This is a genomic window from Streptomyces sp. NPDC031265 (genome assembly GCF_055570295.1).
Genome location: NZ_JBVIHM010000006.1, coordinates 188,863 through 214,259 on the forward strand (window position 1 = coordinate 188,863; position 25,397 = coordinate 214,259).

27 protein-coding genes are annotated in these 25,397 nt (G+C 71.4%); 17 read left to right on the forward strand and 10 right to left on the reverse strand.

From position 1 onward, the window contains the following. The first annotated feature begins 210 nt into the window (after positions 1 to 210). Positions 211 to 936, forward strand: a complete 726-nt coding sequence (locus ACZ499_RS12615; RefSeq protein ID WP_468674559.1) for a TNT domain-containing protein — start codon at positions 211 to 213, stop codon at positions 934 to 936. Positions 937 to 978: 42 nt separating this feature from the next. Here the strand turns inward: ACZ499_RS12615 and ACZ499_RS12620 are convergent, their stop codons facing one another. Next, complete coding sequence (locus tag ACZ499_RS12620) at positions 979 to 1,584, reverse strand: class I SAM-dependent methyltransferase (RefSeq protein ID WP_468674363.1); 606 nt, start codon at positions 1,582 to 1,584, stop codon at positions 979 to 981. A gap of 131 nt (positions 1,585 to 1,715) precedes the next feature. Between ACZ499_RS12620 and ACZ499_RS12625 the strand changes: the two genes are divergently transcribed. Next, entirely contained in the window at positions 1,716 to 2,546 is an 831-nt protein-coding gene (locus ACZ499_RS12625) for an alpha/beta fold hydrolase (protein ID WP_468674365.1), read from the forward strand. A gap of 49 nt (positions 2,547 to 2,595) precedes the next feature. On the opposite strand, the gene ACZ499_RS12630 is transcribed toward ACZ499_RS12625, so the two are convergent. The 3 genes from ACZ499_RS12630 to ACZ499_RS12640 form a co-directional block, all read right to left on the reverse strand. Continuing rightward, positions 2,596 to 3,729, reverse strand: a complete 1,134-nt coding sequence (locus tag ACZ499_RS12630; protein ID WP_468674367.1) for a serine hydrolase domain-containing protein — start codon at positions 3,727 to 3,729, stop codon at positions 2,596 to 2,598. A gap of 92 nt (positions 3,730 to 3,821) precedes the next feature. Next, a complete protein-coding gene (locus ACZ499_RS12635) occupies positions 3,822 to 7,268 on the reverse strand; it encodes a LamG-like jellyroll fold domain-containing protein (protein ID WP_468674370.1) in 3,447 nt (1,148 codons plus the stop codon). Positions 7,269 to 7,530: 262 nt separating this feature from the next. Continuing rightward, positions 7,531 to 8,088 (reverse strand): TetR/AcrR family transcriptional regulator, encoded by a 558-nt coding sequence (locus ACZ499_RS12640; RefSeq protein ID WP_468674371.1) that lies wholly within the window; start codon positions 8,086 to 8,088, stop codon positions 7,531 to 7,533. 125 nt (positions 8,089 to 8,213) lie between these two features. Between ACZ499_RS12640 and ACZ499_RS12645 the strand changes: the two genes are divergently transcribed. The 4 genes from ACZ499_RS12645 to ACZ499_RS12660 all read left to right on the forward strand — a co-directional run bounded on the left by ACZ499_RS12645 (position 8,214) and on the right by ACZ499_RS12660 (position 10,554). Continuing rightward, positions 8,214 to 8,672 (forward strand): nuclear transport factor 2 family protein, encoded by a 459-nt coding sequence (locus ACZ499_RS12645; protein ID WP_468674373.1) that lies wholly within the window; start codon positions 8,214 to 8,216, stop codon positions 8,670 to 8,672. Between the two features lie 84 nt (positions 8,673 to 8,756). Next, entirely contained in the window at positions 8,757 to 9,272 is a 516-nt protein-coding gene (locus ACZ499_RS12650) for a hypothetical protein (RefSeq protein ID WP_468674374.1), read from the forward strand. A gap of 145 nt (positions 9,273 to 9,417) precedes the next feature. Further along, on the forward strand, positions 9,418 to 9,666 hold the full coding sequence (locus ACZ499_RS12655; protein WP_385539178.1) for a DUF397 domain-containing protein: 249 nt from the start codon (positions 9,418 to 9,420) through the stop codon (positions 9,664 to 9,666). 495 nt (positions 9,667 to 10,161) lie between these two features. Continuing rightward, positions 10,162 to 10,554 carry an SsgA family sporulation/cell division regulator gene (locus tag ACZ499_RS12660; RefSeq protein ID WP_468404526.1) on the forward strand — a complete coding sequence of 131 codons (393 nt, stop codon included), beginning with the start codon at positions 10,162 to 10,164 and terminating at the stop codon, positions 10,552 to 10,554. 30 nt (positions 10,555 to 10,584) lie between these two features. Here the strand turns inward: ACZ499_RS12660 and ACZ499_RS12665 are convergent, their stop codons facing one another. Next, the gene (locus ACZ499_RS12665; RefSeq protein ID WP_468404850.1) at positions 10,585 to 11,427 is read right to left on the reverse strand and encodes a helix-turn-helix transcriptional regulator; all 843 of its coding nucleotides are present in this window, start codon (positions 11,425 to 11,427) and stop codon (positions 10,585 to 10,587) included. A 633-nt stretch (positions 11,428 to 12,060) separates the two neighbouring features. After that, entirely contained in the window at positions 12,061 to 12,882 is an 822-nt protein-coding gene (locus ACZ499_RS12670) for a hypothetical protein (protein WP_468674378.1), read from the reverse strand. Between the two features lie 141 nt (positions 12,883 to 13,023). On the opposite strand from ACZ499_RS12670, the gene ACZ499_RS12675 reads away from it, so the two are divergent. Together ACZ499_RS12675 and ACZ499_RS12680 are read left to right on the forward strand one after the other, a co-directional pair. Next, positions 13,024 to 13,866: a metallophosphoesterase family protein gene (locus ACZ499_RS12675; RefSeq protein ID WP_468674379.1), complete on the forward strand. Its 843-nt coding sequence runs from the start codon at positions 13,024 to 13,026 to the stop codon at positions 13,864 to 13,866. 8 nt (positions 13,867 to 13,874) lie between these two features. Beyond that, a complete protein-coding gene (locus ACZ499_RS12680) occupies positions 13,875 to 14,576 on the forward strand; it encodes a 4'-phosphopantetheinyl transferase family protein (RefSeq protein ID WP_468674560.1) in 702 nt (233 codons plus the stop codon). A gap of 67 nt (positions 14,577 to 14,643) precedes the next feature. On the opposite strand, the gene ACZ499_RS12685 is transcribed toward ACZ499_RS12680, so the two are convergent. The 3 genes from ACZ499_RS12685 to ACZ499_RS12695 form a co-directional block, all read right to left on the reverse strand. Continuing rightward, positions 14,644 to 15,387, reverse strand: a complete 744-nt coding sequence (locus ACZ499_RS12685; protein ID WP_468674380.1) for a thioesterase II family protein — start codon at positions 15,385 to 15,387, stop codon at positions 14,644 to 14,646. Further along, the gene (locus tag ACZ499_RS12690; RefSeq protein ID WP_468674382.1) at positions 15,387 to 16,313 is read right to left on the reverse strand and encodes a ketopantoate reductase family protein; all 927 of its coding nucleotides are present in this window, start codon (positions 16,311 to 16,313) and stop codon (positions 15,387 to 15,389) included. Before ACZ499_RS12690 ends, ACZ499_RS12685 begins: the two co-directional genes overlap by 1 nt. Before the next feature lie 116 nt (positions 16,314 to 16,429). After that, positions 16,430 to 16,951 (reverse strand): winged helix-turn-helix transcriptional regulator, encoded by a 522-nt coding sequence (locus ACZ499_RS12695; protein ID WP_468674384.1) that lies wholly within the window; start codon positions 16,949 to 16,951, stop codon positions 16,430 to 16,432. A gap of 316 nt (positions 16,952 to 17,267) precedes the next feature. Between ACZ499_RS12695 and ACZ499_RS12700 the strand changes: the two genes are divergently transcribed. From ACZ499_RS12700 to ACZ499_RS12720, 5 genes are all read left to right on the forward strand, one after another. Further along, positions 17,268 to 18,011: a hypothetical protein gene (locus ACZ499_RS12700; RefSeq protein WP_468674562.1), complete on the forward strand. Its 744-nt coding sequence runs from the start codon at positions 17,268 to 17,270 to the stop codon at positions 18,009 to 18,011. 148 nt (positions 18,012 to 18,159) lie between these two features. Beyond that, positions 18,160 to 18,603, forward strand: a complete 444-nt coding sequence (locus tag ACZ499_RS12705) for an SPW repeat protein (protein WP_468674386.1) — start codon at positions 18,160 to 18,162, stop codon at positions 18,601 to 18,603. A 217-nt stretch (positions 18,604 to 18,820) separates the two neighbouring features. Continuing rightward, positions 18,821 to 19,756 carry a hydroxymethylbilane synthase gene (gene hemC, locus ACZ499_RS12710; RefSeq protein WP_468674388.1) on the forward strand — a complete coding sequence of 312 codons (936 nt, stop codon included), beginning with the start codon at positions 18,821 to 18,823 and terminating at the stop codon, positions 19,754 to 19,756. Between the two features lie 197 nt (positions 19,757 to 19,953). After that, positions 19,954 to 21,258 carry a radical SAM protein gene (locus ACZ499_RS12715; RefSeq protein WP_385549266.1) on the forward strand — a complete coding sequence of 435 codons (1,305 nt, stop codon included), beginning with the start codon at positions 19,954 to 19,956 and terminating at the stop codon, positions 21,256 to 21,258. A gap of 292 nt (positions 21,259 to 21,550) precedes the next feature. Beyond that, entirely contained in the window at positions 21,551 to 22,069 is a 519-nt protein-coding gene (locus ACZ499_RS12720; RefSeq protein WP_468674391.1) for an ATP-binding protein, read from the forward strand. A gap of 31 nt (positions 22,070 to 22,100) precedes the next feature. On the opposite strand, the gene ACZ499_RS12725 is transcribed toward ACZ499_RS12720, so the two are convergent. After that, positions 22,101 to 22,310, reverse strand: a complete 210-nt coding sequence (locus ACZ499_RS12725) for a hypothetical protein (RefSeq protein WP_468674393.1) — start codon at positions 22,308 to 22,310, stop codon at positions 22,101 to 22,103. A 409-nt stretch (positions 22,311 to 22,719) separates the two neighbouring features. Between ACZ499_RS12725 and ACZ499_RS12730 the strand changes: the two genes are divergently transcribed. The 4 genes from ACZ499_RS12730 (at position 22,720) to ACZ499_RS12745 (ending at position 25,277) form a co-directional block, all read left to right on the forward strand. Continuing rightward, the gene (locus tag ACZ499_RS12730) at positions 22,720 to 23,172 is read left to right on the forward strand and encodes a subtilase-type protease inhibitor (RefSeq protein ID WP_468674395.1); all 453 of its coding nucleotides are present in this window, start codon (positions 22,720 to 22,722) and stop codon (positions 23,170 to 23,172) included. A gap of 147 nt (positions 23,173 to 23,319) precedes the next feature. Further along, the gene (locus ACZ499_RS12735) at positions 23,320 to 24,357 is read left to right on the forward strand and encodes a PHP domain-containing protein (RefSeq protein ID WP_468674397.1); all 1,038 of its coding nucleotides are present in this window, start codon (positions 23,320 to 23,322) and stop codon (positions 24,355 to 24,357) included. Between the two features lie 93 nt (positions 24,358 to 24,450). Beyond that, a complete protein-coding gene (locus ACZ499_RS12740; protein WP_468674399.1) occupies positions 24,451 to 24,660 on the forward strand; it encodes a hypothetical protein in 210 nt (69 codons plus the stop codon). A 254-nt stretch (positions 24,661 to 24,914) separates the two neighbouring features. Further along, the gene (locus ACZ499_RS12745) at positions 24,915 to 25,277 is read left to right on the forward strand and encodes a hypothetical protein (protein ID WP_468674402.1); all 363 of its coding nucleotides are present in this window, start codon (positions 24,915 to 24,917) and stop codon (positions 25,275 to 25,277) included. Positions 25,278 to 25,397: the final 120 nt, after the last annotated feature.

A 25,397-nucleotide genomic window follows, 5' to 3' on the forward strand; every position in this document is an offset into this window, starting at 1 on the left:
CCGTCACTACACGTCACTCCACGGCACAATGGTGCGCTTCCGGCCCGGGTGGTGATCTTTCGGCCTAATTGCGCGGAGGAGATCTCCAAGTGTCGCCACCACCGCTGGATGTGAGGGCCCATCACGTTGCTCGTCCGCGTTGGCCGTCCCCCTGGCCATCACCTTTCAGGAGGTTCATCGGTGAATCCGTTCCGCAGGCTGCGTGTCCTCATGGGCATCGGCGCGTCCACCGCCGCGCTCGCCGCGACCGGGCTGATCGGCGCCGCCCCGGCGCAGGCGGCCGCGCCCGCCGAGGGCACGGCCGCTAGCGCCAGGACCGCGTCGCCACCGGTTGCCCCGGCGGCCTGCTCGGGCATGTACGAGGGTGACGAGCGCCTCGGCCCGCAGTACCTGCCGAAGCCCTGGCAGGACCCGGTCGGCCCGCTGCTCTTCGGCTACCACCGCACCGGCCGCCTCAGCCCGACGGCGTTCCTCGCCACCTACTGGGACACCACGGCGGGCAGTTGGAAGTACCCGCCCAACGACGGCTTCGCCAACCGCCCCGACGGCAGCCTCGACAAGCGGGTGGTACGGCTGCACGTGGGTGAGGACCTGGACCGCTTCGGCTCCGAGTACGGCGCGTTCCTCGCGCCGGCCGGGGCGGGTTACGGCCGCCGGGCGCTGCCGCCGCAGAGCCTGATCACGCGTGAGGCGGCTTACCCGTGTGCGTACCACGCGTACGAGGTGACCAAGAGCTTCACCGTCTGGGAGGGCCGGATCGCGCCCTGGTTCGAGCAGCGTGGTGGCGGCGAACAGGTGAAGCTGGACCCGACGTTCGTCGACCCGGGCGAGGGCCAGAAGCTCAATGTGAAGTGGCTGCTGGACCACGGGTATCTGAAGGCGGAGACGAATGTGGGGGCGGAGAGGAGTGCGCTGGCGGGGGTGGCGACCGGCTGAGCGCGGGTTCCGGTTCCGGTTCTGGCTTTGGTCCGCTTCCCGCTAGGGGGCGGTGAACACCAGCTCCGACCACCGCACCCCGGGGCGGCCGTGCAGATCGGCGCGGCTGCCCCGGTGGGCGACTCGCAGCCCCGCCGCCTCGGCGAGCGTGAGGGTCTCGGCCTCCGGCACGTCGAACATGCGCCGCCCGGACGGCACCGGGCCGCTGCGTACGGTCATCGCCAGCGTGCCGCCGGGCGCGAGCAGCGCGGCGACGGCCCGCATGCCCCGGGCGCGCTCGGCGGCGTCCAGGTGCATCCACACCGCCGTGAGCAGGATCAGGTCGAACCGCTCGCCGAGCTCGGTGAGCACCGGCACGTCCGGCAGCGCGTCGTCGAGCCAGGTCAGAGCGGGTTCCGGATGCAACCGCTCGCCGTGGAGGCGGAGTTCGGCGGTCGGCTCGACGGCCGTGGCCGTGTGGCCGAGGCGGGCCAGTGCGGCCGCGTCCCGACCGGTCCCGGCGCCGAGGTCCAGGGTCCGTACGGGCGGGGCCGGGTAGAGGTGCAGCAGACCGCCGTGGACCTCCTCGAAGGTCACGCTCTCGTACAGCTCGGCCAACGCGTCGGCGTCAGCGCCGTACCCCTGCGTCCCCGCGACGGTGTCGTTCACACGGTCAGGCTAAACGATCAGTGGCCGGGCATGACCAGCGAGGTAATCGCCAACGGGCCCCGCTCCCCGCACGATTGATCACACAAGCACCGCCGCGCGAGGCGGTCACCCACGGGGAAGGACCCAGCGCCATGCCGTACTTCGAGACCAGCACCGACGGCACCCGCCTGCACTACGTCGACGACGGGCCGCGCGAGGGCCGGACGATCGTCTTCGTCAACAGCTCCTACTTCGGTACGGAGATGTGGGAGTTCCAGATGCTCCCGCTGGCCGCCGACGGCTACCGGTGCGTCGGGCTCGACCGGCGCGGGCACGGGCGGTCCGACGACGTGTGGGACGGCTTCGACCTCGACACCCTGGCCGGGGACGTCGGCGCGCTCCTCGACCATCTCGACCTCACCGACATCACCTTGGTCGGACACTCGATCGGCACCGCCGAGGTCGTCCGCTACCTGACCCTGCACGGCAGCGGGCGGGTGGCGCGGGTCGCCCTGGTGGCCGGGATGGCGCCCGGCCCGGCCCGCTCGGCCGACCACCCCGAGGGCGTGGACCCCGCCCTCATCGCCGCCGGGAACGCGGTCTTCCGCAAGGACCGCCCGGGCTTCTTCGCCGACGGCGCCGCCGCGTTCTTCGCCCTGGACCGCCCGGGCAACGACGTCTCGCCCGCCCACGTCCAGTACTGGGAGAACCGCTGCGCCGGCGCCACGGCCCGCGCCGCCAACGCCCTCGGCGACCTCGTCGTGACCCTGAACGTCGCCCCCGAACTCGCCAAGATCGACATCCCGGTCCTGGTCGTCCACGGCACGCACGACGCGTCCGCGCCGATCGCGCTGACGGGGGAGCGGGCCGCCCGCCTGATCCCGGGCAGCACTTACCACGTGTACGAGGACGCCGGTCACGGCCTGTTCGTCACCCACGCGGACCGGCTCACGGCGGACCTGCGGGAGCTAACGGGCCGCTGACCCCGCCATGGGATGAGCCCGGCCGGCCGACGAAGAGCTCCGCCGGCGCTCAGCCCCCGCCGATGCCCAGCGCCCCCCGCACCTCCCGGAAGAGCCGCTTGTCCAGCCCGTTCACGCTCATCCGGTTCTTCGTCACGGCGAAGGAGAAGCGGTGGGCCGGGTCGGCGGAGGCGGCGCTGCCGCCTGAGCCGTTTGTGCCGAAGCCGCCGTCGGGGGAGCGCACCACCGAGCCCGCGCCGCCCAGCATGAAGCCGTAGCCCTTCAACAACGGGAAGCCCAGGGAGCGGTCCTCGCCGCTCGTCCTCGGGGTCGTCGCCTCCTTCAGGGTGGCTTCCGACATCAGGCGTACGCCGTCCAGCTCGCCGCAGGCCAGCGCCGCGTACACCCGGGCCGCCGCCCGGGCCGTCATCGTCCCGTTGGCCGGGAGCGCCGCCCGGCGGAAGTCGGCGCGGTTGGCCAGCGCGGCCACCGGCAGCACCGGACGAGGGGCGAAGGTGAAGAAGGGGGAGCCCGACGGCATACGGTCCAAGTACGCCGACCAGCCGCCGTCATAGCACGTGGCCACCCGGTCCACCAAGTGGTCAGGGACCGAGAACAGCAGCGAGTCCGCCACCCCGAGCGGCGCCGCCAGCTCCTCCCGCAGCAGCTCGTCGCACGTACGGCCGGTGGCCCGGCGCAGGGCCTCCGCCAGCAGTACGCCGTACGTCCAGCCGTGGTAGCCGCTCGCCGTGCCCGGCTCCCACAGCGGTGCCTGCCCGGCCAGCCAGTCCCCGACCGCCGCCACGTCGAACAGTTCCTCCGGGGTCACGTCGGGGGGCAGCTGCGGCAGCCCCGCCGAGTGCGACAGGACGTGGCCAAGGGTGATCCCCGATTTGCCCCGCGCCCCGAACTCCGGCCAGTGTTCGGCGATCGGGGTGTCGTAGCCCACCCTTCCCCGGTCCACCAGGACCGCCACCAGCGCCGCCGCGACCCCCTTCCCCGTCGACCACGAAGGCACCAGCGTCTCCGCCTCCATCGGACGGCCGCCCTCCACATCGGCCAGGCCCGCCCACGCGTCCACGACGAGTTCGCCGTCGAGATGGGCCGCCACCTGGACGCCGGTCTCCTCGCCGGACGCCGTCACCTCGTCCAGGATCTCCTCGGCCCGGCTCTGGGCGGCATTACGCGGTCGTGCCTCGGTCATCCCACTGCTCCCCACTCGCGCGGACGGCCGCCCGCCGCGCAGAGCGACGGACGGCCACCACATTCGTACCCGCAGGCTACATAGCTACATAGCTACATGCGTCCGAACTCCGTACCCGTGGTCACCTGGAACGGCAGCCACGTCGAAGTCGCCGTCCCCGGCAGGCTGTTCTGCGTGCGCAGCGTCGTCAGCTCGTCCCCCGACAGCGCCTTGCGGATGATCCGGAACTCGTCCAGCGAGCCGGTCAGAGGGTTGGTCCCGTCCGGCTTCGCGCCCAGGCGGAAGCCGTCCACGGCGTACGTGTCACCCGTGGTCACCGAGCCCGCCGGGGCCGCCGCACTGCCCAGCGTCACCCCGTCGACGATCAGCCGGAGCTGTCCGTCCGCCCGTTGCAGGGCCACGTGATGCCAGGCACCGTCGCCGAAACCGGCCGCCCCCGAGTCGTCCACCGCCGCCACCACCGTGGTCGCCGTGTCCGTCTCGAACGCGGCGTACAGCCGGTCCTGCGCGGGCTGCGCCCGCAGCCAGATCTGCCGCTCCGAGGCGCCCGTCCCGTACGCCCACACCAGCACCTGGTCCGGACTGGCGGTGGTGGCCGAGTACTTGAGCCAGGTGCTGACGGTGAAGTCGGCCGAGCCGAGCGCGGTGGCCGCGCCGTACGGCAGGTCGACGGCGTCGTTCGACCCGTCGAAGGCAAGCGCGTTACCGAACCTCCCCGGCACGGTCGCCGCGCCGCCGCGCACGAAACCGTGGCCGCAGTGGACCGTCGAGTCCGGGGTCGCCGGACCCGCCGCGGGCCGCACCACGTCCTTGGCGCCCGTGTACTGGTTCTCGAACGACCACCACAGCGCCGGAAGATCGGCCGGGTAGGAACCGGAGGAGCCCGCCGTGGAACCCGCCACCGTCGAGATCTCCGCCGTCGCCAGCGCCCGGTGGTAGATCCTGAACTCGTCCACGTCACCGTCGAACACACTCGTGTTGTCGAGCTTCGAGCCGACCCGCACCCCCTGCTGGCCGCTGCCCTGCGCGGGCGTCAGCGAGCCGGTCAGACCGCTCACCGTGACCGGCGTACGGGCGTCCACGCCGAGCGAGACCTTGTCGGCCGACCGGGTCAGCGTCATCAGATGCCAGGCCCCGTCCCCGAACGACCTCGTCGACGTGGTGTCCGGCAGCGCGACGGCCGCCGTGCCCGTGTCCGTCTGCACCCAGGCGTAGAGCCGGTCCTGCGACGGCTGGGCGCGCACCCACAGCTGCGGGCTGCTGCTCCCCGTCCCGTACGCCCACACCAGCGCCTGGTCCGGCGTGGTCGAACCCGCCGCGTACCGGAACCACAGGCTGTACGTGAAGTCGCCCGCGCCGACGTCCAGCGTCGGCGAGAACCCGGTCTCCGTGCCCGGGTGGGTGCTGTCGACGGTCGCCGCCAACGACCCGATCCGGCCCGCCGGCAGGGTCGGCACACCGCCGAGCAGGGTGCCGCTGGCGCAGTGGCCGGAGACGTCGTCCTCGATGGTGATGCGGCGCCGGTCCGGGACGACCGCGGTGTCGATCACCTGGAAGGGCAGCCGCGCCCCCATCGAACGGGTGGCCGCGTCCGTGTCCAGCTCCGTCGCGTTGGCACGCACCTGAGCGAGCCCTGCATCCGTCAACGCCGAGCGGTAGACGCGGAATTCGTCGATCGCGCCGCCGAACGCGTCGCTCACCCCCGTGTCCGACTTGGCGCCGATACGGATCCCCTCGACGCCGTTCTGCGGCGCGTCCGTGACCGAGCCGGACACGCCGGTCGCCGTTTCGGTCACCGTGCCGTCGACGGTCAGCCGGATCTGCGCGCCCGAGCGGATCAGCGCCGCGTGGTGCCACTGGTCGTCGCCGAACGCCACGGCCGACGAGTCGTCGGGCAGCGCGAGCCAGGCGCCGCCGCCCGCGCCCTGCACCCAGGCGTAGAGCCGGTCGTCGGCGGGCTGGGAGCGCAGCCACACCTGCGGCTTGGTGCTGCCCTGCCCGTACGCCCAGAACAGCGCCTGCTGCTTGCTCGCGGTCGTCGCCGCGTACTTGAACCACAGGGAGTACGTGAAGTCGCCCGCGCCCGGGTCGATCGTCTTGGCGTACGGCACGTCGGCGTAGTCGCCCGTGCCGTCCAGGACCAGGCCCTGCCCGAACCGGCCGCCGCCGAGGGCCGCGTTGCCCTGGAGGTAGGCGTCGTTGGCGTCAGGACCGGCGTCGGGGCTGGTGCGGCCGGCCGTCGGGCTCTTCTGCGGGGAGCCCTTGCCGGTGAACGTGCCCGGTATCCCGAGTGCGCCCGGCGTGGTCACGTTGAAGCGGATCTCGTCGGCGGAGTTGCTCGGGCCGCCCTCGTAGAGCAGGCCGAGCTCACCCGTGTCCAGCTCGGCGAGGTCGGAGTAGGAAGCCCGGTCGTTGCTGATCAGACCGTTGGAAGCCGCCGTCCACGTGGTGCCCTGGTCGGTGGAGTAACGGATCTTCATCAGCTTGCGGTCGGAAGGGTCCGACGGCGCCGAGAAGACCATGGTGTCGCCGGGCGTGCGCTGATACGTCTGGCGCAGGGTGAGCGCCGAGCCTTGCACCTCCGGGGTGATCAGACCCGGGATGACCGTGGAGGCGGGGACCGTGGTGCCGCCGTCGGTGCTCACCGCGCGGGTGCGGTGGTTGGCGCTGCCGCCGATCTCGTTGCGGGCCGCCAGATACACGCTGCCGCCGGGAAGCTCGGTCACGGAGACCTCGCCGGGCTTGACCGCGCCCGCCACATACGAGTTGGCGGTGGAGCTCGCCTGCCAGGTGGTGCCGTGGTCGTCGCTGTAGAGGACCCCCGCGTAACGGGTCGTCGCGTCGGGGTTCTGGTGGGCGCCGACCACCAGGCGTCCGGCGTGCGCGCCTTCGGTCAGCTGGACGCCGTGCGAGGGGCCGGTGGCGAACCAGCCGGCGTTGGCGCCGGTGAAGGTGGGCAGCGCCTTGGGTGCGCCCCAGCTCACCCCGTCGTCGTCGCTCCGCTGCACCCAGGGGAGCCGCAGGCCGGTCGGCGTCTGCTCGTTGGAGGTGGTCAGGAGGAACACCGAGCCGGTCTCGCGGTCCACCACGGGCGCCGGATTGCCCCGGGTGAAGGGCGCCGTACCGTCGGCCGGGCTGCCCTCCAGAACCACATGCGCCGGGCCCCAGGTGCGGCCGTCATTGGTGGAGCGGCGCATCACCAGATCGATGTCGCCGCGATCGGCGCAGGTGGGAGACTTGCGCCCCTCCGCGAACGCGAGCAGGCTGCCCGCCTTCGTCTTCACCAGGGCCGGAATGCGATAGCAGCCGTAACCGCCCACACCGGAGCGGAACAGCACCTGCTCGGCGCCGACGAGAGCGCGCGTGGACGCCAGCGGGCCGCTCGCGTACGACGAGGGCGCGGCGAGAAGGAGGGAGACGGCCGCGACGGCGAGGGCGAGCAGCCCTGCGAGGGCCCTGGCGGGCGACGGTCTGCACCGTGGGAAGGAAGCGCCACCTGGTGCCGGTGAGTTGTACGGGGTGAACGACATGGAGATCATGGTGGTGATCGTCCCGTACCGGATTCGACCAACACCTGGTGACCAGCTGTTGAACGCCGCGTGAAGGTCTGTTCACTTCCGGGCGAGAGCCGCCCGGAACCGGAGGTGACCGGTCCCGGACAGCCTCGCGTACGACCGTTTCAGTCTCCTGCGCGACCGCTTCTGCGCGTAACGGTCTACGTATGCGGCCGGTGGCTTCTCTCCTGGCGCGGGAACGACTGGTCGGCGCCGGGCAGCGTCGCCACCTCCTTGGGCAGAGGCCTCAGGCCCGCGCCGCCGCCAGCAGCGCGGCCGCCGCTTCGCGGGCCTGGAGCGCGGGGTCCGGGCTGTGGAAGATGCCGGCGGTCACCATCGCGCCCTCGGCGAGGAGCGCCAGATGGTCGGCGAGACGCTCGGGCAGCCCCGCGTCCGCGACGAGCGAGCCAATGTAGTCCCGGAACGCGCTCTTGTGGGCGCGTGCCTGGGCGGCGACGCGCGCCGAGGAGGCGCCGAGTTCGCCGTACGCGTTGATCCATGCGCAACCGCGGAAGCCGGGCTCGCCGAACCAGCCGCGCAGATGGTCGAAGACCGCCAGAATCCGCTCCTCCGGCTCCGCGCGCTGCTCGACGTACTCCGCCAGGCGCCCGCGCCACACCGTGTCCCGGCGCTCCAGATACGCCTCCACCAGCTGGTCCTTGGCGGGGAAGAGGGCATAGAGGCGCTTGAGCGAGACACCGGAGGCGCTGCGGATCTCGTCCATGCCGACGCTCTGGATGCCCCGCCCGTAGAAGAGCGTCCCGGCGGCGTCGAGCACCCGCTCCCGTGCGACTGCGCTGTCCATGGCCTCATCACTCCTTGAACTGAGAACGTTCGTTCTCTAGAGTAGCGGCACCACGGGGAGAACGCTCGTTCTCACTCGTTCCCCCTGCCCGTTCGCGTTGGCGCCATTCGACCGGAGGTCTCGCCATGACCGCTCGCCCGCCCCTGCCCCCCTTCGACCTGCATACCGCCCGGCAGAAGGTCCAAGCCGCCGAGGACGCCTGGAACACCCGTGACCCCGAGAAGGTCTCGCTCGCGTACACCGAGGACTCCCGCTGGCGCAATCGGGACACCTTCGTCACCGGGCGGGCCGGGATCGTCCAGCTGCTCACCGCCAAGTGGGAGCGCGAGCTCGACTACGCGCTGCGCAAGGAGCTGTGGGCGTTCGACGGCAACCGCATCGCGGTGCGTTTCCAGTACGAGAGCCGGGACGCGGCGGGGCAGTGGTGGCGCAGTTACGGAAACGAGCTCTGGGAGTTCGACGAGAACGGTCTGATGGACCGCCGCGAGGCGAGCATCAATGATGTGCCGATCGATGAATCGGAACGTCGGATCTTCGGAACACGCCCCGATTCCGAGCGGGGCGTTGCCTTTCCGCTCCGCTGAACAGGCGAATTTTGGAGTGATCGGCTCGTCGGTCTCGTTCTTCCAGGCGGCACCTGTCCGTCAAGAGGTCCGAGCCCCGGAGGGATGGAAGTACCCAGGAAGCTCACCAAGAGGGCCGGCCTCGCGGCCATGATGACGTGCATGGCCGCGGCGGCGGCGGTCACGCCCGCCGCGGCCGGGTCGTCCGTACCCGTCGCGGTCCCGCTGGAAGGTCTGGAGACGACGCTGCCGTTCGAATCCCCCACGGTGAGCACTGGCGTACCCATCCCGGTGCCGGGTTCCCCGGGCGGGCCGCGCCACGTCGTCGACTCGCTGATGCCGTCGCCGCTCATGTCGGCCCTGCCGGTCACCTCGGAACTGCCGTCGACGCTGGTCAAGGCGCCGCTGACGGATCCGCTCACCGACGACAAGCTCGGCTCGGCGGCCCTGACCACGCCGTCCTCCCCGCTGCGCGCGGAGAGCCCAGGGGTGATCCTCGACGCGCCGCTCAGCCCGCCGCAGGCCGAGCTGTTCGGGCTGCCCGCGCTCGACGAGCCCCAGGCCGGACTGCTCGCCCCGACGCGGCGCGGCGCGCCCACCGCCAACCTCGGCCTCCGGTAAGGCCTTCCGGCGCCCAGGTGCTCCCGTCCACCTCTCAGGAGTCGCTAGCGCATCACGCGTTCATCTGTCAAGGGCACTAGAAATACGTCGACTTGGGCTCGTAACGTGCTGAACAGCCCCCACTGTTGCACGAAGGAGCTCTTCCGTGGACCACTCCCGCCTTGTCGAGGTCAGTGAATACGTCAACCGCAATGCCCCTCACCTCGCATTCGAGAAGTCGTCATTCAGCGACCTCGACCACTCCAAGGATTGCGTCGGATTCGCTGTGGACGGGGAGCGGATCGCCGTGACGCATACGAAGGACGCCGACGCACCGGTGCTCCGGTACACCCGGTCCGAGATCGCCGCCATGGTCCGCGCGGCGAAAGCGGGACAGCTGGACAAGTTCTGCTGAGCCCGTCCTCCCTCCCCAGCCGCCCGCGGCCGCCACCGACGCGGCCGCGGGCGGTGCGGTGTCGTGATCACGACGCCCCGGTGAACGCAATGTTCCGGCCGAATCGGCGCTGCCGCGGCCGGGATTGTGAAGCCTTCACCACAAGCCGCGCCACCCGCCCCGGGGCCCGCGGCACCGCTGGTAAAGGCGCCAGGAGCGGGGGACCAGCCCGTTCGACGAGGAGATCGGCCGTCGCCGTACGGGGTAAGTGATCCGTGCGGGCCTGCGAATTTGCGACACCGTACGCACAGTTTCCACATCCGCGGGCGAATTTGTTCGCGAAGTCGGTCACTATCACGGCCGTTGAGTACGTCATAGATGCGTATACCGAACAACGCCCGGCGACCGGCCGCCGGTGACTGTCCCGACGAGGGGGGCGACATGGAAGAGATCTGCGTTCCGTTGTATGTCGAACTACTGCACGAGGGTGATGCCATGACCCCCGTGGAGGCCTTGATGGCTTACGACCCCGCCGACCCGCTCGCCGTTTCGGTGGAATTCGTCTGCGGCAATGGCATGCATACGACATGGACCATGGGCCGTGATCTCGTGGCGGAGGGGCTGACCTCGCGCTGCCCGGTCGGCCTCGGCGACGTGCGGGTCTGGCAGTACGGCGAGAACGGGCTGCGGATCCGGCTGCACTCGGACGAGGGCAGCGCGGACCTCCTCGCCGAGATCGAGGACGTCGCGGACTTCCTCTCCCGTACGTATCAACTCGTCCCGGAGGGCAGCGAGCTGGACGACGTCGACGTCGACGAGGTGATCCGGCTGCTGCTCGCCACCACACCGGTGCAGGGGCGCTGCTGGTGCGGCCGGGAGTACCCGTGTCTGAACCACGGCGCCGAGTGAGCCCTGTCGCCCCTGCCGCACCAGAGCGCCTCAGCCCAGTTGCGAGGCGCCGAAACGCGCCAGCCGGTCCGCGGTCGTACTCCCCGGCGGAGGGGTGAAGAGCACCAGGCGGTGGTCGCCCTCGGGGGCGAGCAGCACCTGGCAGAACAGGTCGAACGGGCCGAGCTCCGGGTGGAGCACACGGACCCGGTCGCGTCTGCGCACGGCCACCTCGTGCAGCTCCCACAGCGCCGTGAACTCGGGGCTGACGCTCTGCAGCCGGGAGATCAGCCGTGCCGACTCCGCGTCGCCGAAGCGGCGCGCCGCGGCCGCACGCAGATCCGCCACGTGGAGGTGGCTGTAGTAGCTGTGCTCCTCCTCGGGGTACGGGGCACGGGCGGACGGTTCGGTGAACCAGCGCCAGACGACGTTGCGGCCGTGCTCCGTGACCGTGCACACCTCACCCAGGAGCTCCCGCGCCATGGGGTTCTGGACGAGCACGTCACCGAGGTCGCTCAGCACCACGGCCGGGGTGCTGGTGAGCTGTTCGAGCAGATGCAGCAGACCGGGGCTCACCTCGCCGTCGGACGAGTGCGCGACGGGCGGCCGGTGCCCGGCGAGCAGATACAGATGGTCGCGCTCGTCGTCGTTCAGCCGCAGTGCGCGGGCCAGCGCGGTGAGCATCTGGGGCGAGGGCTGCGGTCCCCGGGCCTGTTCCAGGCGGATGTAGTAGTCGGCGGACATCCCGGCGAGCTGCGCAACCTCCTCGCGCCGGAGTCCCGGGGTGCGGCGGCGCGGCCCTGCGGGCAGTCCGGCGTCCTGCGGGGTGACCCGGTCACGGCAGCGGCGCAGGAAATCAGCGAGCTGGCGGCGGTCAGTCGTCATGATCATCATCATGACGGAACCCGGCCGCCGGAACCAGGGACCGTCGGTACCAGGGTCCGCTGGACCCGCGCTCGACCCGGTGCCGGGACGGGAACTCCCGGCCCGCAAGGCAGGTGTAGGGCAACCGACAGAGCCGCGGCCACGATGGGTGCGTGGAGTCTGCGAGGGGGATCCGCGAACCGGCCGAACGGCTGCTCGTGGAGATCGTGGCAGCGGTGCCGACTCGCACGGGGGTCGGGCCGGCCGCCTCGGGCCGTGGAGGCTGCGGGCTGGGTGGTGCTCGCCGACGAACGGCCGGAAATCGCGGCCGAGGCGGCCCGCCAGGCGGCGGGCGAACCCGGCGCCCAGGCCTGCCGTCCGGTCTTCGCGGAGCTCCTGGAGCTGGAGGCGATGTGCACCCGCGAACCCCGCGTACGGGAGCGGCTCCTGGAGGACGCCCAGGCGATGTGGACGGCCGCGCGCCCGTGGCGGTGGCCCGGGAAGGCGCCGCACGCGCCCTGCTGCCCGGAGCCGGCGGCCCGGATCTGCGCGAAGCGGTCGGCGCGCTGCGGCAGTCGGGGGTGCGCGAGCGCGCGGCGGACGCGGCGGGCCCTCCCCGTTCCCGCGCCCGGACCGGTGCGCCCGGGGCCCCGCCCGCCAGGCTCAGCGCGGCCGGGACTGATACAGCCGGGCGTGGTAGCGGCCCGCGCTCTCCAGTCCGGCCGGGTCGTGGCCCGAGAGAACGACCTGCCCGATCGCGTAGTCACGCTCGACCGGGCCGGTGAACAGCCGCTGCCGATAGGCCCGCGAGGCATCCGACAGGGTGACCAGGCCGTGTGCGGCGAGCGCCGAACCCACCGGCGCGTACGAGACGGTGCGCAGGGCGAACGCGCTCACCCACACCGGCAGCCGCGCACACCCGAGCAGCGCCTCGAAGGTGCGGTGGCCGATGTAGCCGATGCCTCCGGTGACCGTGATCAGACCGGTGCGCGCGACCGCCCGGCGCAGCGGCTCGCTCGGCGGGGCGAGCTCCAGGTTCTCGGCGTACGCCTCGTCGAGCAGCCCGACCGCGAGCGCGTAGCCGACGGCGTGCCGCGCCGCGTCCAGACCGACGACCGGGCTCGCGTCGGCCCGGCGCCGGGAGGCGTAGAACGAGCGGTCGTACGCGATGAGTTCGGCCGTCGACAGCTCCGCCGCCTCGGGGCCGGTGTAGTGCGCGTACAGCTCGGCGAGGGTGAGGTGGTGGTTGAGGAGCGCCGCGTTGATCCCGTACGAGCAGCACAGGTCGAGCACCGTGACCGGGCCGCCCGGACCGCAGGCCGCGGCCCGGGCGGCCCGGTCATGACGGAAGACCTCCTGCGCATGATGTGGAATCTCGTACTCCAGCGGGGCGAGGCGGCGGAAGTAGGCGCGGGGGTCGGGTGCGTCGTAGATCTCGTCGAAGCGGGTCTTGCCCGGCGACGAATGGCTCGGTCCTCGGCTCATGGGGCGTACCTCCGCAGGCAGGTGGCGGGTGTTCCGCGGATGAACCTCTATCGGACTCCTGGAGTACGCCGGTAGGCCGCCCGGTCCGAACCGGCCACCGGGGGCCGGGCGGTGGGAGGGCCGACGTAGGCTGTGATCATCATGAGTCTCTTTGCCATCAGTGACCTGCACGTCGGCCACGCGGAGAACCGCGCGATCGTCGACGAGTTGCGGCCGGACTCGTCCGAGGACTGGCTGATCGTCGCCGGGGACGTGGGGGAGAAGGCGGACGACGTGCTCCGGGTGATGGAGCACCTCGCGGGCCGGTTCGACACCGTCGTCTGGGCGCCCGGCAACCACGAGCTGTGGACACCGCCGGCCGATCCCGTGCAACTGCGCGGCGAGGCACGCTACGAGCATCTGGTCCAGCGGCTGCGCGACCTCGGGGTGGCGACGCCGGAGGACCCCTACCGCCAGTGGCCGGGCCCGGACGGACCGGTCGTCGTCGCGCCCCTGTTCGTGCTGTACGACTACACGTTCCGCCCCGAGGGCGCGCACACCAAGGAAGAGGCGCTGGCCGTCGCCCACGGCACCGGCGTGGTGTGCATGGACGAGTACCTGCTGCACCCCGACCCCTACCCCAGCCGCGACGCGTGGTGCCGGGCGCGGCTCGCGTACACCCGCTCGCGGCTGGACGCCGTCGACCCGGCGCTGCCGACCGTGCTGGTCAACCACTTCCCGCTGGTGCGCCGACCCACCCGGATCCTGCGCCACCCGGAGTTCGCCCAGTGGTGCGGCACCGAGGCCACCGCCGACTGGCACGTGCGCTACCGGGCCGCCGCGGTCGTCTACGGGCATCTGCACATCCCGCGCGCCATCGACGTCGACGGGGTGCCGCACCTGGAGGTGTCGCTCGGCTACCCCAGGGAGTGGGGCGGCCGCTCGTCGCCACCCCAGGGGCTCTGCCGCATCCTGCCCGGACCGGCCTCGGTGCCCCGATGGTGACCCGCGCGCTGCTCGAAGGGCTGCTCCCGGTGCGGGTGGTGGTGGCGGAGCTGTTCGCCGACCCGCCCTCGGTCGAGCTGTTCCCGCAGGAGGCCGAGGTGGTGGCCAAGGCCGTCGACAAGCGACGGCGCGAATTCGCCACCGTACGGCTGTGCGCGCGCACCGCGCTCGCCCGGCTCGGGCACGCGCCCGGCCCGATCCTGCCCACGGGGGAGGGCCCGGCCTGGGCCCAGCGCGCCCCGCGCTGGCCGGACGGCGTCGTCGGCAGCATGACGCACTGCGACGGCTACCGCGCGGCGGCCGTCGCCCGCGCCTCGGCCGTCGCCTCGGTCGGTGTGGACGCCGAGCCCAACGCGCCGGTCCCCGACGGGGTACGGGAGATGGTCACCCGGCCCGAGGAGCGCGTCACCCTGGACCGGCTGGCCGCCTCGCATCCGGCCGTGGCCTGGGACCGCCTGCTGTTCAGTGCCAAGGAGAGCGTCTTCAAGGCGTGGTTCCCGCTGACCGGCCGCTGGCTGGACTTCGGTGACTGCGTGGTCACCCCCGACCCCGAACGCGGCACCTTCACCGGTGCGTTGCGGGTGCCGGGCCCGGTGGTCGACGGCGTCCGGATCGACGTGTTCCGGGGGCAGTGGCGCACGGTGGAGGGGGAGAACGGCGGTCTTCTGGCCACCGGTGTGGTCGTGGGGCGGGAGGGCGCGGGGGGATGAGAGGCGGGGGCGTGCCGTGCTCGTACGCCCCGCGCGCCCGCCCCTCAGCCGTCCCCCCGCTCGCCCTTCACCGTGCCGTCGTCGCCTCCACGTGGTCGAGGACCTCCTGTGCCACGGCGGGCAGATGGGCGTCCAGGAAGAAGTGGCCGCCGGTGAAGACCCGCATCCGGAACGCCGCCGAGGTGTGCCGCTCCCAGCGGGCCACGTCGTCCGGGTCGACGACCGGGTCGGCGTTCCCGCACAGGGCCACGACCGGACAGGCCAGCGACCGGCCCGGATCGGGGACGTGCGTCTCAAGCACGCGGTAGTCGCCGCGCAGCGCGGGCAGCACCATGCGCAACAGGCCCTCCTCCGCGAGCAGTTGGGCGTCCGTCCCGGAGAGCTCCCTGAGATGGCGGACCAGCTCGTCGTCGTCCGCCAGGTGGAGCCGGCGGGAGAGGGGGACGGAGGGCGCCGAGCGGCCGGACGCGAACAGACCGAGCGGCCGGACGCCCTTCTCCTCCAGCCGCAGCGCTACCTCGTACGCGACGGAGGAGCCCATGCTGTGGCCGAAGAGCGTGAGCGGACGGTCGGTCCACGGCATCAGTTCCTCGGTGATGCGGTCGACGAGGGTGCCCATGTCCTCGATCGGAGGCTCGGCCAGCCGGTCCTGCCGCCCGGGGTACTGCATCGCCAGCACGTCCACCTCCGGCGACAGCGCCTTGGCGGCGGCGAAGAAGGACGTGGCCGAGCCGCCCGCGTGCGGGAAGAAGACGAGGCGGGTGGGGGCCTGCGGGGCGGGGTGGTACCGCTTGATCCAGGGGCTGTTCACTACCGCTTCGCCCCCACCCGGTGCTGGTGCACCCGCAGGTGCAGCGTGGCCAGGTCGAGCAGCGGTGTGGACACCGACAGGGCGCGGGCGCGTGCGGTCAGGTCGCCGAAGATGTGCTCCACCTCGGTGGGGGAGCCGGACACCACGTCGCGGTACATGGAGGACGCGAAGGCGGAGCCGGCCTGGGTGACCAGGGAGGTGGTGAGGGCCCGTTCGCTCTCGGGAACGGGGAAGCCCGCCGCGGCCGACACCGCGGCGCCCTCGGCCAGGGCGGCGGGGCCGATCCCCGAGCCGCCCGGAACCGCGTTGACGTCACCGACCTCGCCGCGCATCAGACAGGTCACGGTGGACAGGGTCGTGATGAAGACCCACTTGTGCCACATCGAGGCGAGGATGTCGGGCGACACGCTCGCGTCGATGCCCGCCCCGGCCAGTGCGGCGCGGATCTCCTCGGTACGGGTCGAGGTACCGCCGTCCTGCTCACCGAGGGCGAGGACCGCCAGCGGGGCCAGCCGGACGATGTCGCCCTCGTCGTTCAGCGTGGTGATGACCTTGGCCACCCCGCCGAGGACAGGCCTTGTGCCGAAGCGGGCGTTGAGCACGTCGAGGTGGCGTATGCCGTTGAGCAGCGGCACGATCGCGGTGTCCGGGCCGACTGCCGGGGCGAGGTCCTCGACGGCCTGTTCCAGGGCGGTGGACTTCACCGACAGCAGGACGAGGTCGTACGGTTCCGTGATCTCGTCGGCGGTGATCAGGCGCGGTGTGAGCACCTCGTCCTCGCCCGCGCCCGTCAGCCGCAGACCCCGCTCGCGCAGGGCGGCGGCGCGTCGTGGCCGTACCAGGAACGTGACGTCGCGTCCCGCCCGGGCGAGCAGGGCGCCGAAGTAGCCTCCGGTGGCTCCTGCGCCGACGACCAGGATCTTCATGTGCGTACACCTTTCGTCGTGGACATCGTCGTGCGAGAGGTTGTGCGAAGGGTTTCTTTTCGGCCGAGGGTTTCTCGGCCGAGGTCTCTCAGTCAGGGTTTCTCAGTCGGGGTTTCTCAGCCGCGAAGTGGGTGGAGCAGGCGGTGCGGGCGGCTCAGGGCCACCGTCACCGGGTCGTCGTCCTCGCCGCCCGGGCCGAGGCCGGGGCCGGGCGTGACGAGGATGTCCCGCACCTCGACGGCCGTATCGCAGCGCGTGCACCGCCCGTCGGCGGCGATCGGCGCGTCGTCGGCGGTGTGCCGGAAGATCCGGCGCGGGCCGCCCGTCGCGTAGTGCTCGTCGCCCCAGCCGGTGAGTGCCCGCACCACGGGCCACAGCGACACGCCCTTCGGCGTGAGCTCGTACACCTCGCGCCGCCCGGTGCCCGGCACCCGCGCGAGGACCTCCGCCTCGGTGAGGGTGGTGAGCCGGTCGGTGAGGACGGCGCGAGGGACGCCGAGGTGCGCCGCGAAGTCGCCGAAGCGGCGCACCCCGTAGAACGCGTCCCGCACGATCAGCAGCGTCCAGCGCTCGCCGACGATCTCCAGGGAGCGGGCGAGGGAGCAGGACTGGCCGGTGTAGTCGCGGGGCAGGGTCATGGACCGACCCTAACCCAGAACAGTTCGGTGACTGAACTAAAATCTTGAACGTCCTCCACGCCGTGGTTACCTTGGTGTGGACCCCCATGTGCGGCGTGTGTTCGACCTGGTGCACGATCTGGGGGTACGTGGGGAGCTGCGCCGATTGTCGTGACCGCCTGGCGCTGCAGCGTGAGGGGTTGATCAAGCAGTGTTCCGAGTTGCCGACGGCCGTCGTGACGGGGTCCAGGGCGGGCACGCCGACGCGGTCGAGGGGGCCGGCGCGGCGGCTGTGCTGCCCGCGACCAGTGGCGGGGACCCTCGGCGACCGGCCGACCTGCTGGTCCGGTTCGTCCGGTTCATCGCGCGCACCCTGCGCGGCGAGTTCCACGGCATCGTCGTCGACCCCGTACGGCAACTGGTCAACCGCGGCCTGCGCGGCCTCTTCCTCGGTGTGCTCGCCTGCGTCGCGGTGACGGTCTTCCACGCCATCCACCTGACGCGGACCGGCGCGGTGGTGGTCCGGCTGACCGGTGAGGTCAAGGCCGATCTGCCGCTGTGGCTGGCGCTGCTGCGCACCCCCATCTCGCTCTTCGTCCCGGCCCTCGACCTGCCGGTCTGGGCCGGTCTCACCCAGCTGTTCCTCGGGTTCGCCCTCGCCGAGCTCGTGCTCGGCCGGACCCGGACGCTGGTGATCGCGTACGTCACGACGCTGGCCGGGACGCTCAGCGCGCGCGTCATGATCGCGCTCGGCCCCGGCACCTGGGGCGGCCTCGGGCTGCCGCCGGAGATCGGGCGGGTGCTGGACACGGGGCCCTCCGCGGCCGTGGTCGGGCTGTTCACCTATCTCTCGGTGATCCGGCGGGCCCCGATCGTGTTCGCGCTGACCGGCGGCTCGATGCTGTTCGAGGCGATGGTGCGGCCCAATCTGGCCGGCCGTGAGCATCTGATCGCGGTGGGCACGGCGATCGTGCTCGGTCTGCTGCACGGGCGCGTCGACCTGGGCCCGGCCGCGCTGCGCCGCAAGTGGTCGCGTCGGCGCAACCGTCGTGCGATGGCGGTCGTCGAGGCCACGGCTTAAGTATTTCTACACAGAACGCCCAAAAGTTCTGTAGTGATCGGATAGCCGTCTATATGCATATAAAGACCAGATAAGAGCACACTGGAACCGCGACCGGATGTCGCATCGGGGCCAAAAGACTTGCAGGCATCAGAAGGAGGCGAGTCACATGGCCGACATCTCTCACCGACCAGGTGACATATCCGGGCACCCCGACGTATCGGAGATGCGGGACAGGTACGCGGCGATGATGGAGACCCGAGGGGTCGCGGCGGTCGAGGAACTCGTGATCCTCGCCGGAATCTACGCGGCCATCTCCGGCTGGACCGTGCACTTCTCCGGCGCGCTGCCGACGCTCGCCCTGACCAACCTGATCGTCGGTATCGCTCTCGCGGTCGTGGGCCTGTGCATGTCCATCGTCCCGGAGCGGTCGCAGGACCTCAACTTCGTTGTCCTGCTGTTGGGTGCCTGGCTGATCGTCGCTCCTTGGGTGGTCGCCCGCCACCCCGGTACCGGAGCGGTCCTGAGCAACGTCATCACCGGCGCCGCGGTGTGTCTGTTCGCGCTGGTCGCGGGCGGCATGCTGATGACCAGGAACAGAAGGGCGACCTGAGCCACGGCGGCTGCCCGCACAGCCGCCCGCCCCAGGGCCCCCGCCCGCGCGAGCCGCGGCCGGGGGCCCGCACCGTACGGGCGCGTCGGCAGCTTTCCCTATCTGCTGATCGTCGCGGACCGCGACCGAGGTGGGCGTCAACTCCCTTGGCGTACAAAGACGCTGAGGCCACGAGGCGATGTGAGCGGGATCCGGGCGCTCCCCATATCGTGGACCCATGTCTACTGCCGAGTTGATCCGGATCGTCTCGCGCGACTCGCCCATGGCGCTCGCGCAAGTGGAACGCGTACGCGCCGAACTAGCGGCCCTCCACCCCGGGGTGGCCACCGAGGTCGTCCCGGTCAGGACGACCGGCGACAAGTGGATGGGCGACCTCTCGCTGGTCGAGGGGAAGGGCGCGTTCACCAAGGAGGTGGACGCCGCGCTGCTCGCGGGCGAGGCCGACCTCGCCGTGCACTGTGTGAAGGATGTGCCCGCCGACCGCCCGCTGCCCGCCGGGACCGTCTTCGCCGCCTTCCTCAAACGCGACGACATCCGCGACGCCCTGATCCACCCCGGCGGTCTCACCCTCGACGAGCTGCCCGCCGGCACCCGCATCGGCACCTCCTCCGTCCGCCGCATCGCCCAACTGGCCGTCTCCCACCCCGACCTGGACTGCGTCCCGATGCGCGGCAACGCCAACCGCCGCCTGGAGAAGCTGGCCGCGGGCGACGCCGACGCGCTGCTGCTCGCCGTCTCGGGCCTGGAGCGCATCGGCCGTACGGACGTGATCACCGAGGTGCTCTCCGAGGAGGTGATGTGCCCGCCCATCGGCGCGGGCATCCTGGCCCTGCAGTGCCGCGAGGGCGACCGTGAGCTGATCGACCTGGTGAGCGACCTGGGCGACCCCGACGCCCACCGCGAGGCCACGGCCGAGCGGATGTTCCTGCACGTCCTGCAAGGCCACTGCAACAGCCCGATCGCCGGGTACGCGAGGGCGGCCCGCAACGGCGATCTCTCCTTGCGGGCCTGTGTGTTCACGCCCGACGGAAAGACGGTCCTCAACGCCCACGAGTGGGCGGGCCCGCTCGACCCGGCCACGCTCGGCACCTCGGTCGCGGTCACCCTGCTGCGGCAGGGGGCCCGCGAGCTGATCGACTCGATCGCCCACTGAGCGCGTGCCGGCCCGAGTGCCTAAGCCTTTCGGATGAGGAGAAGCGCGACCGCAGACCGATCCGCCGAAGGTCGCCCCGCGGCTAGCCTGGAGCTCGCTCGCCGGCTTCGTCGTCGATGCCCAGTCCATCGGCGAAGCCGGCGAGAGCATAGGTTCAGTACGGACAGGAAAGCGACTGGACCGGAGGACGTCAGCACATGCTCAGCAGCCGTACCGATGAGGTCGAATCACTGATGGCGCGGTTCCCCGGGGTGCCCAGGGAAGCCGTGATCAAGGAAGACCTGCTGCGCGGAGGGGTGGCCTTCGACGAGTCGGCCCTCAGCGACAACGAGTCCGGAGAGGTCAAGCCGAAGTCGTACTTCATCTTCTCCTTCGACCACCGCACCCTGCCGGAGCTGGGCGCCGCCGCGCTGCGCCGCCCGCCGGAGGAGATCGTGCTGACCGGCGGCCCCTACGAGCTGCGCCGTACGGTCGTGTCGGTGCGGGTCAACCCGGCGTCCCCGTACCGGGTCGCGGCCGATGACCACGGCATGCTCGGCCTGTACCTGGACGGCAAGCGGATCTCGGACGTCGGGCTGCCGCCGATGCCGGAGTACTACCGGCACAAGCTGTCCAACGGCAAGTCCGTGATGGAGGTGGCCCCGACGATCCAGTGGGGCTATCTGATCTACCTCACGGTGTTCCGGGTCTGCCAGTACTTCGGCGCCAAGCAGGAGTGCCAGTACTGCGACATCAACCACAACTGGCGCCAGCACAAGGCGGCCGGGCGCCCCTACACCGGCGTCAAGCCGGTCGAGGAGATCCTCGAAGCGCTGGAGATCATCGACCGGTACGACACCGCCAAGGCGTCCACCGCGTACACCCTCACCGGCGGCGCGATCACCTCGCACGTCGGCGGGCGCGACGAGGCCGACTTCTACGGGATGTACGCCAAGGCGATCGAGGAGCGCTTCCCCGGCCGCTGGACGGGCAAGGTCGTCGCCCAGGCGCTGCCCAAGGAGGACGTGCAGCGCTTCCACGACTACGGCGTGCGGATCTACCACCCCAACTACGAGGTGTGGGACCGGCGGCTGTTCGAGCTGTACTGCCCGGGCAAGGAGGAGTACGTCGGCCGTGACGAGTGGCACCGGCGGATCCTCGACTCGGCGGAAATCTTCGGCCCGCGCCATGTGATCCCCAACTTCGTCGCGGGCGTGGAGATGGCCGAGCCCTTCGGCTTCACCACCGTCGACGAGGCGATCGACTCCACGGTCGAGGGACTGCGCTTCTTCATGTCGCGCGGCATCACCCCGCGCTTCACGACCTGGTGCCCCGAGCCGACCACCCCGCTCGGCAAGGCGAACCCGCAGGGCGCCCCGCTGGAGTACCACATCCGCCTGCTTGAGGCGTACCGGGCGACGATGGACGAGTACGGCCTGACCTCCCCGCCCGGATACGGGCCTGCGGGGCCGGGGAACGCGGTGTTCTCGGTGAGCTCCTTCATGGACAGCCTGCCGGTCTAGCCATGGTCTAGCCATGGTTTACAATTCATCTATATGCGGGCCGCGCTGAACCGCCCGCCCATATGCGAGCCCCGGCAGGTCTCCCCCGTCCTGCCGGGGCTCTTTCCTTGCCCGGACGGGCCCGGACGGGCCCGGACCGGCGCCGTCGTGCCGCTTGTGTTGCGCGTTCACCCGGATGGGGTCACGCTGATTGCGTTCCCTCTGTATCTGAATGATTACTTTCCGCTTTCTCGGGGCTGTCATTGTCGAAGCGGCAGCCGGTCCGCCGGCCGTCCTGATGAGGAGAGCAGTCGTGGGCGTGGTCGTGGAAGTGAACCGTCAGTACACCCTGGATCTAGAAGCCGCCCCCGAACGGGTGCCGCAGATCCGCCGGATCGTCGCCGCACACCTTCGGTACTGGAAGCTGGAGTGCCTGATCCAGCCGGTCAGCCTCGGCGTGTGCGAGCTGCTGACCAACGTCTTCCGGCATGCCGAGGGTGACAAGCGCTGCACGCTCGAACTGCGGTGGACGGGGCGGCGCCTGACCGCCGCCGTCCTCGACAACGACCCCCGTCTGCCCGTCCTCGGCGGCGGCGAGCCGCTGGAGAGCCGCGGCCGGGGCCTGGCCATGGTGGCCTCGCTCAGCGACAGCTGGGGCACCCACGGCACGGCCGACGGCAAGGTCGTCTGGTTCACGCTGCGGGCCGAGGCGCCCGACGCGCAGGCTCTGGTCCGGGTACGCCCTCTGAGGGCGCTGCCCGAGGCGCAGCGCCCGCCCACCGCGGCGACACGCCGCCCGCTGCTCCCGCTGGCCGCGTTCGCGGGCGGATAGCGGCGGGCGGGTACGGCACCGGCGCCCTGTTTCACGGCACTTCGCGCAGGAACAGGGCGCCGCAGGTGTGACAGAACGGCCGCGCCTGCTCGGTCCCCCAGGCGTCGGCCGGCAGCTCCTGCTCGTTCATGTCGAGTTCCCGGCCGCACATGGACACGCTCTGACCGGCGCGGACCATGTGCCACTCCTTCAGTGTGCTGCCGCCGGGCTCGGTCATCTCGGCGACGATGTGGTGTTCCATCGTGTGCTGCTCCTTCGTGTGGGCCCGTGGGCGCCGGGCGGGCCGGGCACGGCGAGCGCGGCACCGTCCCCACTCTGAGGCCCGCCCCGGGTGCGCGCACGTCCGGAGGCGCCGAAGGTACGGGTGGAGGGCCTGCTCGTGGACCGAGAATGAAATCGAATCGAAACCTCACTATTAAAGATTCAATGTTCTCGTTGCTTTAGAAAGCAAAGTAGAGGCGGCTTTGCGCCTTCTTCTCTACGGGCGTCCATCAGCCCGTCCGACCGTTCGGGTGGCTGTGGCCTGCAACTTCGAGCGATCGTAGCGTGGCGGAGTGTGACCGGATTTGTATACGGCGGTCTGCGGCACCCCCGGGACTGGACAAGACTCGGGCTCGTTCGTAGGTCTCTGAATGACAGGAGTGTTCGATATGCGTAAGACGCTTGGGCGTACGACTCTGGTGGCCGCGCTGGCGCTCGCCGGTGCAGCGGTTGCCGTACCGGGTGCGGCCGGCGCCGATCAGCACGACACCCGGGGTGCCGCAATGAGCCTCTACCCGCCGTCCGCGCTCGTCCTGACCGTGGCGCCGGGCACGGGCGACGACGGTGCGTCCGTCCTTCGCGCGGTGACGCTCAGCTGCGCACCCACCTCCTCCGGCACGCACCCGGCCGCCAAGCAGGCCTGCGCGGAGCTCGACCGCAACCAGGGCGACTTCGCCGCGATCACGGACGGCCCGCCGCTCGGTGTGGTGTGTACCAAGGAGTGGAAGCCGATGACCGTCACCGCCGACGGCGTCTGGGGCGGCCAGCGCGTTTCCTACCGGCACACCTTCGGCAACCCCTGTCAGAAGCAGGCAGGCCAGGGCATCGTGTTCAACTTCTGACCGACGAGCACGCTTCGTCGCCCGCACGCGACAGCACGAACGGCGGGGCACCCCGAGCGGGGGTGCCCCGCCGCCGCGTCGCCCGGCCCCGTACAGGAGGCGCGTGGCGACTGGCCGACGGACAATGGTGGGCGGTCGGAGGTGTCGATGGATCCGGTGACGGCGTTGAGGCGGATCGCGTTCCTGCTTGAGCGGACGCAGGCCCCCACGTACCGCGTACGGGCGTTCCGTACGGCCGCCGACGTGGTCGAGGAGATGGCGGCCGGCGAGGTCGAGAAGCGGGTGGCCGCGGGGTCGCTGGAGTCGGTGAAGGGGATCGGCCCGAAGACGGCGCAGGTGGTGCGCGAGGCCCTGGCGGGAGAACTGCCGCACTATCTGCGGCGGTTGGAGGAGGAAGGCGCCTCCGCGCCCCTCGTCGAGGGCGGCGAGGAACTGCGCGCGGCCCTGCGCGGCGACTGCCATCTGCACTCCGACTGGTCCGACGGCGGCAGCCCGATCGAGGAGATGGGGTGGGCGGCGGCGGAGCTCGGCCACGAGTGGGCGGTGCTCACCGACCACTCGCCCCGGCTGACCGTGGCCAACGGCCTGTCCCCGGAACGCCTGCGCAGGCAACTGGAGGTGGTGGCCGGGGCGAACGAGCGCTGGGCGCCCTTCCGGCTGCTCACCGGCATCGAGTGCGACATCCTGGAGGACGGCTCGCTCGACCAGGAGGAGGAGCTCCTGGAGCAGCTGGACGTCGTGGTGGTGTCGGTCCACTCCAAGCTGCGCATGGACGGCGCCGCGATGACCCGCCGCATGGTCGCGGCCGTACGCAATCCGCACGCCGACGTGCTGGGGCACTGCACCGGGCGGCTGGTGACCGGGGGCCGGGGCAAGCGGCCCGAGTCGGAGTTCGACGCGGACGAGGTCTTCGCCGCCTGTGCCGAGTCGGACACCGCGGTCGAGATCAACAGCCGTCCCGAACGCCTGGATCCGCCGCGCAGGCTGCTGCGGCGCGCGGTCGACGCGGGCGTGCTGTTCTCCATCGACACCGACGCGCACGCACCCGGGCAGCTGGACTGGCAGGTCTTCGGCTGTGTACGGGCCGAGGAGTGCGGGGTCCCGGCCGAGCGCGTCATCACGACGTGGACGGAAGAGGAGCTGCTGGCCTGGACGCGCGAGGGCAGGACACCGGCGCGGGGCTGACGCGTCCTCCGCGCCGAAGGCCCCGGCATCGGCTTCTCGGGTGAGGCCGGGCCGCGGCCGTGTCCATCGGCGGGGTCCGCCGGTTGTCAGGGCGTGATCTCAACACGACGTGTCGCCACAGTCCTCGCCCTCGCCGCCGGAGTCTCGGGCCTCGGCGCGTCCGCGGCGAGCGCCGCGGGCCCGGCCGGAATCCGGCCCATCTCCCCGGTCGCCGTGCTCGACGGGCTCGTGCAGAGCTCCATCCCGGCGGAGCACCGCGGCGAGATGCCCACCGTGAAAGCCCAGCCCAGCTCAGCCAGTTGAACAAGCTGAACGACCTCAACCAGCTCCACCGGGTCACCGACCCGGTCGCCCCGATCACGGGCCTGCTGCCCGCCGTGGGCTAGGGCAGCACACAGGAGGGGGAACAGACGAACGAAGGCCGAATACGCGTTCGTCACCAGGACTGAAAGGTGACTGTCCGCAGGCCCGCACGTGCCGGTAGTAATTGCTCAGCGCAAGTGACCGGACGCCGACGTCGTCGGCGCATCCCCGCTGCACTGACGAGGAGACCCGACGTGATTCGGACCCGTTTCGCCTGTCTCGCCCTCCTGGCCGCCGCGGCCGGCGTCGCCGGAACGACCCCCGCCAACGCCGCGCCCGGTGACACGCTCACCATGTGCGCCTCGACGCTCACCCCGACCGGCTGGATCGACACCCAGTGGTGGAACAGCGCCGGCTGCGGATCGGGCTTCAGCCCGAACAGCAAGAGGATCATGCAGCTCACCGGCTACCCGGTGGGCACCAGGATCAACGCCTGCGCCTCCACGTACCCGCCCGCGGGCTGGACCATCACCAGCACGTACTACAACAGCTCCTGCCGCTACTCGGTCGTCCCCAGCTTCGACCCCAACGCCTGGACCATCGTCAGAACCGGCTGAGGCGCGCGCACGGAACGGGGGTGGGGGGGACACACAACGCCGGGGAACCCCACCCCGCCCCACCCCCCCGCACACAGGGGCAGTCTGTCTCGTTCTCTCCCCCGACCCGACTCCGGTCCT